At 71.0% G+C, this 6,488-nt stretch carries 5 protein-coding genes and 1 pseudogene; 1 reads left to right on the top strand and 5 read right to left on the bottom strand.

The annotated features are described in order from the left end of the window. Window positions 1-651: 651 nt before the first annotated feature. Window positions 652-1,335 (top strand): HAD-IA family hydrolase, encoded by a 684-nt coding sequence (locus LP52_RS10220; protein WP_040272725.1) that lies wholly within the window; start codon window positions 652-654, stop codon window positions 1,333-1,335. 29 nt (window positions 1,336-1,364) lie between these two features. Here the strand turns inward: LP52_RS10220 and LP52_RS10215 are convergent, their stop codons facing one another. The 5 genes and pseudogenes from LP52_RS10215 to LP52_RS10200 form a co-directional block, all read right to left on the bottom strand. Beyond that, window positions 1,365-1,838: a SixA phosphatase family protein gene (locus LP52_RS10215; RefSeq protein WP_040272722.1), complete on the bottom strand. Its 474-nt coding sequence runs from the start codon at window positions 1,836-1,838 to the stop codon at window positions 1,365-1,367. Between the two features lie 275 nt (window positions 1,839-2,113). Continuing rightward, entirely contained in the window at window positions 2,114-4,510 is a 2,397-nt protein-coding gene (locus tag LP52_RS10210) for a sodium-translocating pyrophosphatase (RefSeq protein WP_084723091.1), read from the bottom strand. Between the two features lie 668 nt (window positions 4,511-5,178). Next, window positions 5,179-5,301, bottom strand: a complete 123-nt coding sequence (locus LP52_RS28745; RefSeq protein WP_274518799.1) for a hypothetical protein — start codon at window positions 5,299-5,301, stop codon at window positions 5,179-5,181. 69 nt (window positions 5,302-5,370) lie between these two features. Beyond that, on the bottom strand, window positions 5,371-5,697 hold the full coding sequence (locus LP52_RS28340; RefSeq protein WP_238580830.1) for a GNAT family N-acetyltransferase: 327 nt from the start codon (window positions 5,695-5,697) through the stop codon (window positions 5,371-5,373). 278 nt (window positions 5,698-5,975) lie between these two features. Continuing rightward, a pseudogene (locus LP52_RS10200) lies at window positions 5,976-6,416 on the bottom strand (DUF309 domain-containing protein); the annotation flags it as partial. Window positions 6,417-6,488 lie beyond the last annotated feature (72 nt).

Below are 6,488 nucleotides of genomic sequence, written 5' to 3'. Positions count from 1 at the left end.
CGCTGCATCCGGTACAAGCCCCGACCCACTACGAAAGCGGGCCCGCCCAGGCTCTTCCCAAGAGACGGAATCTCCCCACGGACACCGAACCGCGCCGAAGCGCGGTTTGCGATCCGCTCTTTGTTATGTCTTCACGTTAGCAGGACTCCCGCAAACCCGCCAAATCGGCGAATTCGCAGTGAGAATCCGACTGCATCCGCACAACCACCCGCTGCACCGACGGACAGGACGGAGTCCCGCCACGCGAGGTGCAGGTGAGTCGGATCGTGTGAACGCGGTCCAGGCCGTGCGATGACGGCTGCAGACCCAGTGAAGTGCCGCCCTGCGGCTACCGGCACTGAACGTGCCGGACCACGGCGGCTCGTCCGACTATAGCGGTCTTCACGGCGTGCGCCAACTCGAGCCGGCCCCTCGATTCGCCGCTTCCCCGGCACCGGCCATGTTTGGGCGGTGCCCGCCGCGGCGAGACGATCTGTGACCGGTCCGTCCGCACACGTTCCCGCCGACCCGCAGAACGCCCGTGCCCAGCTGGAACACCGCCGCGGACGGTACTTCCACCTGCTGCGGGAGCGCCGCCCCTGCGCATGCGTCGGGGCTGTGGCGCTGCCGCCCGATCCCGATGCTGCTCCAAGGAAATCGAGGGAGAGAAGCATGGCCGTGCACCCGTACCACCCTTACGCCGTCGCGTTCGACGTCATGGAGACCCTCATCGACCTGGACCCGCTGAGCGAGCGCTTCGTCGAGATCGGACAGCCCGCGGAGCTGCTGCGGCCGTGGTTCCTGCGCGCGCAACGCGACTGCATGGCCCTCGCCCTCGCCGGGGATCTGCGCCCCTTCCCGGAGGTGGCACGCCAGGCGCTGCGTACCGCCTCGGGAAACACCGCCTCCGAGGAGGGCATCACCCATGTCCTGGAGGGCTTCGGTCGGCTTCCGGCGCACCCCGACGCCGAGCCGGCCATGCGCCGACTGCACGAAGCCGGTGTGCGCATCGGCTGTCTGACGCAGGGGAGCAGGGCCGCCACCACGGGCTTCCTGGAGTCCTCTGGGCTGGGCCGCTTCGTCGAGACGTTGGTCACCGCCGAGGAGGTCGGCGTGTGGAAGCCCGCCCCGGGCGTCTACCACGCCGCTGCCGCGGCGCTGGAGACGCCGCGCGAGCACCTCGCACTCGTCGCCGTGCACGCCTGGGACTGCCACGGCGCGAAGCGGGCTGGCTGCCTGGCCGGCTGGTGCAGTCGATCGGAAGTCGAGTACGGCGACGTGTTCACGGCCCCGGATGCCGTGGGCGCCACGCTCACCGACGTCGTCACCGGTCTGCTGGAACTCACCACCGCCTAGCGGCGCGTCGCCGCCGGGCGGGGAACCCGTCAGGTCAGCAGCCGCACCGCGCCCGTGCCCGGGGCGGCGTAGAGCCACTCGACCTCCAGGTCGATCACCGCGAGACCGGCGGTGGGGAAGGAGTCCAGCGGCTCGTCCGGCATGAACGCCGCGACGAGTTGGGCCATCGTCGGGTTGTGCCCCACGACCAGCAGCGTTTCCACCTCGGGATCGGTCCGCGTGATCAGCTCCAGTGCCGTGGAGACGTCGGCGCCGTAGAGGTCGCGTTCGTAGTCGGCGGAGGGGGAGTGCGGGAGGGCCTGGGCGACCAGCTCGAAGGTCTGCCGGGCGCGCAGCGCCGTGGAGCAGGCGACGTGGTCGGGGACCACACCGTCCGAGGCCAGAGCGGCGCCCGCGGCCCGCGCCTGGTCGCGGCCTTCGGGGGTCAGCGAGCGCTCGTGGTCGGAGCCGTCGGTCAGCGGCTCGGCCTGGGCGTGCCTAAGCACGATCAGTCGTTTGGTCATGGCGACAGCACCGTGGCCACGATCGCGATTACCGCCATGACACCGAGCATGGCTCCCACGATCACGGCCAGCCCTTTCATTCCTGACAACGGATGACATCCTCCAGCGCGGTTCTTCGCCGCTTAGCCTAGGGGGTCGCCGGTACCGCCCGCCGCCGACTCCGCGCGAGAGCGCCCGTGGACCCGCATGCCTGCATCGACCGGCGAATACAAAGGGGCGCGGGTGCCCGACCCTCCCGGGCCGGGCACCCGCGCCCGTGCAGGGCACCGCAGCTGTCAGTCCTCGCGGCCGCCGTCGGCGGCGCGGGCCTCCTCCTTGCTGTCGGACTCCTTGTCGGCGGCGGAGTCGCCGGCAGTCACCTCGGCACCGGCGTCGCCACCGTCGACGGGCAGATTCGTCGCGGTCGGTTCGCCGGTGCGGCGCTTGGACCACACGATCGCTCCGACGATCACCGCCACAGCAACGACGGTGACCGCAGCCCGCAGGAAGAAGCTGTCGGAGAACATCACGACGCTCGGCGCGATGATCAGCGCGACAAGGTTCATCACCTTGAGCAGCGGGTTGATGGCCGGGCCGGCGGTGTCCTTGAACGGGTCGCCGACCGTGTCGCCGATGACCGTGGCCTCGTGCGCCTCCGAGCCCTTGCCACCGTGGTAGCCGTCCTCGACGAGCTTCTTGGCGTTGTCCCAAGCGCCGCCGGAGTTGGCCAGGAAGACGGCCATCAGGGAACCGGCCGCGATGGCACCGCCGAGGAAGGCCCCCAGCGGGGCGTAGCCCAGCGCGAAGCCCACGGCGATGGGGGTGAGCACGGCCAGCAGCCCCGGCGTGATCAGCTCACGCAGCGAGTCGCGGGTGCAGATGTCCACGACCCGCGCGTACTGGGGCTTCTCCGTGCCGTCCATGATCCCGGGGTGGTTGCGGAACTGGTCGCGCACCTCGAGTACGACGCGTCCGGCGGCCCGTCCCACTGCACTGATCGCCAGGCCGGAGAACAGGAACACGACCGCTGCGCCCAGGATGACGCCGACGAGCACGTTGGGCTCGTCGATGGACAGGCTGAAGCTGGTCGCGTCCTGCCCGGACTCCGTGAGCGCGCCCTCTACCGCCGTGCGGAAGGCCCCGAACAGGGCGGTGGCCGCGAGCACCGCGGTGGCGATGGCGATGCCCTTGGTGATGGCCTTGGTGGTGTTGCCCACGGCGTCGAGGCTGGTGAGCACCTCGGCTCCCGTACCCTCCACGTCGCCGGACATCTCGGCGATGCCCTGGGCGTTGTCGGCCACCGGGCCGAAGGTGTCCATCGCGACGATGACGCCGACCGTGGTCAGCAGCCCGGTACCCGCCAGCGCGACGGCGAAGAGGCTGAGGGTGATCGAGGCGCTGCCGATGAGGAAGGCGGCGTAGACGGCGCCGGCGATAAGCACCGCGGAGTAGACGGCCGACTCCAGGCCCACCGAGACGCCGGAGAGGATCACCGTGGCGGCCCCGGTCTCCGAGCTTTCGCCGATGTCCTTGACGGGGCGCCGGTTGGTCTCGGTGAAGTACCCGGTCAGCAACTGGATGGCGGCGGCCAGCACCAGGCCGACGAGCACGGCGCCGATGGCCACGAGCCGGGGGTCGCCGTCCAGGCCCTGGATCTCCTCGCCCGCGCTGGTGAGCTCGGCGAAGCTGCCGGGCAGGTAGGCGAACGCCGTGGCCGTCACCAGGACCGCGGAGATGACCGCCGAGGTGAAGAACCCTCGGTTGATGGCCGACATGGCGGTCTTGTCGCGCGAGCGCGGCGCCACGATGAAGATGCCGATGATGGCGGTGATGACGCCGATCATCGGCACGAGCAGCGGGAAGACCAGGCCTTCGACGCCGAACGCGACGCGGCCGAGGATGAGCGAGGCGACCAGCACCACGGCGTAGGACTCGAACAGGTCGGCGGCCATGCCCGCGCAGTCGCCGACGTTGTCGCCCACGTTGTCGGCGATGGTCGCGGCGTTGCGCGGGTCGTCCTCGGGGATGCCCTGCTCGACCTTGCCGACGAGGTCGGCGCCGACGTCGGCGGCCTTGGTGAAGATGCCGCCGCCCACACGCATGAACATGGCCAGCAGAGCCGCACCGAAGCCGAAGCCCTCCAGGACGTTGGGGGCGTCGCCGCGGTAGACGAGTACGACGACGGCCGCGCCCAGCAGGCCCAGGCCGACGGTGAACATGCCCGCGACCCCGCCGGTGCGGAAGGCGATCCGCATCGCGGAGTGCTCTCCGCGTTCACCGCCTTCCCGGGCGGCGGCGGCTACGCGGAGGTTGCCGCGCACGGCCAGCCACATGCCGATGAAGCCGGTGAGGGCGGAGAAGCCGGCGCCGAGGGCGAAGAACACCGATCGTCCGATCCGCACCGCGAGATCGTCGGCCGGCAGCAGCAACAGCAGCAGCGGGATGACGATGACGAACACGGCCAGGGTGCGGAACTGGCGTTTGAGGTACGCCGCCGCTCCTTCCTGGACGGCACGCGCGATGTCCTGCATCCGCTCGGTGCCCTGACCGGCGGCGAGAACTTCACGGACCAGCCATCCGGCGACGGCGAGCGCGAGAAGCGCGACCACCAACACCACGACGACCAGGGTGAAATCCATGCCGTCCAAGGCCAGGGCCGGGCCGCCATCGGCGGCTTGGGTGAGCCCAGACAATCCGTCCTCCTAGAGACGGGCACGTTTTGGCCCCCGCGGGGTCGTGCGGCCGCCTCCCAGACCTGTCGCCAGGCTCGACGGCACGCCCGGCAGGGTCCTGCGGGTGCCACCAACACGGTTCCGTATGCCGTTCCGCTGAGACCAGCGAGAACGGTGTCCGGGGATTCTACGCACCGGTAGGACGAAACGTGAGCGCGGGTCACGAAGTTCGACTATGCGGGGACCATATGTGATCGCATGGTGACCTGCGAATATGGACGTTATATATTTGAATTCGCATTTTATATAAATAGATACATAGAAGACAAAAGGGGTTAAACCGCTCATAAAGACGAAAAGAGGATGAGGCGGTTCGAGGCGGCACCCGGCCTCCACAGCCCTCGGGCACAGCTCGGCCGAGCGTGGATGTGCCGAGTGGAGGAGCGCAGGGCTCGGTGGAGCGCTCGGGGCGCACAGTCGGTGGGCGGCCCACGGCCGGTCACGCCGACGGTGCGGCACGGCGGTTCCCCTATGTGTTCAGCAAACCGCATCAGGCGAGGCGCCGCCACCGCTTCGGCCGCGATGTGTCGCAGCGCACGCCGCGCCGCGTGCGGGCCGCGTGCGGCGCAGGGACGGCTTCCGGACGCTCCCTGGGACCGCCGCGCCGAGGGCGCCCGCGGGAGGCGCGGTCAGCCCCCGACGCTCCGGCTCCACCGGTGTTCGCCGTCGCGCAGCTCTGCGGTCGGTGCCAACCCGGCGGCGGTGGCGACTGCGGCCGACGCCCGGTTCTCGGGGTGGATGTGGGCGACCACCGTTCGCACGGTCCGCCGCCCGAGTCAGTCGACGAGCCCCCGGGCCGCTTCGGCCCCGATGCCGCGCCCCTACCACGGAGTCCCCACCACCCAGGCGACCTCGGCCGTGGGGCCGAGCTCCCCGGCCGACACCGTCGCCTGGGCGGCCCCCGTGAGGCAGGAGGCGCCGCGGAGCCGGACCACCCAGTTCAGCCACGAGACAGCCGGATCGGGCGAGCCGGCGGAGATGCGCCGGTAGCGCGAACGCAGTTCCGCCGGCGTGTCCGGAGCGCCGCCGATGAACGTGTGCAGGGCCGGATCCGACAGGACCTCCGCCATCTCCTCGGCATGCCCGACGCAGAGCGGCAGCAGGTCCAACCGCGCCGTACGGATCGTTTCGGGCTCGAAGCCGCTCATAGAGGGCGCCCGCACCGGCCTGCCGGGGCCGCGGGCGCCCGGCGATCTCAGGCGCGCCGGCTGTCGCCGCGGCGCAGGCGCAGGCCGCTGGTGTCGATCTCGATGGCCGCGCCGGCGATGTCGGGGCCGACGGGGCTCTCCGGACTCTCGCTGCTCTGCGCGGTCTCCCTTCCGCCGGGACCGGCAGGACCGGCGGGCCCCACCGAACCGGCGTCGTCGCCGGGGTCGCTTGGGTTCGGCGGGGTGTCGACGCGGTCCTCGCCCTCCATGTGGTCCAGTGCGTCCAGCCGGTCGGCGACGGACCGGGCGAAGGCCGCCGACCCGATGGCGTCGACGCCGTCGGGGGCCTCGGCTCCGTAGCCGACCACGCGCTCGGCACCGCGACGCAGGAGCCGTGCCGCGCCCACGCGGTTGCCGCGCTGGGCGTGGGTCAGCCCGACCGCGATCTGGGCCAGCCCTCGCCACAGTTCGCGATCGGATTCGGCGGCCGACTTCCAGACCGCCTCCAGTACTTCGTGTGCGTGGAAGGCGTAGCCGTCGTCGAGCAGGTTCTGCGCCTCGGTCAGCCCCTCCTCAGGTGTGAACTCCGCATCGTCGGGGATGCGCGGCACGCCCTCGGCCCCGTGCGGCAGGGGGCGGCCGAAGCGGTCGCGCGGGCGCTGGTTCTGCGCCCTGCCCTCAGGGTTGCGGTCGCGCTGGGTCCGTGTGGAGTCGCTCATCCTCGCCGCTCCTGATCTGCCGTGCCGACTGCCCTGTTCCCGTTGTAGCGCTGTGCCCATTGTGCACCCGTG

This window comes from Streptomonospora alba (genome assembly GCF_000826685.1).
Taxonomy (GTDB): domain Bacteria; phylum Actinomycetota; class Actinomycetes; order Streptosporangiales; family Streptosporangiaceae; genus Streptomonospora; species Streptomonospora alba.
Note: the sequence above shows the minus strand (reverse complement) of the source record. Positions and strands in the feature narration are given on the sequence as shown.

What these genes read in the sequence shown, in the direction of transcription:
- LP52_RS10215 (WP_040272722.1), bottom strand. Translation starts at nt 1,838, where the DNA reads ATGACCAAACGACTGATCGTGCTTAGGCACGCCCAGGCCGAGCCGCTG.
- LP52_RS10220 (WP_040272725.1), top strand. Translation starts at nt 652, where the DNA reads ATGGCCGTGCACCCGTACCACCCTTACGCCGTCGCGTTCGACGTCATG.
- LP52_RS28340 (WP_238580830.1), bottom strand. Translation starts at nt 5,697, where the DNA reads ATGAGCGGCTTCGAGCCCGAAACGATCCGTACGGCGCGGTTGGACCTG.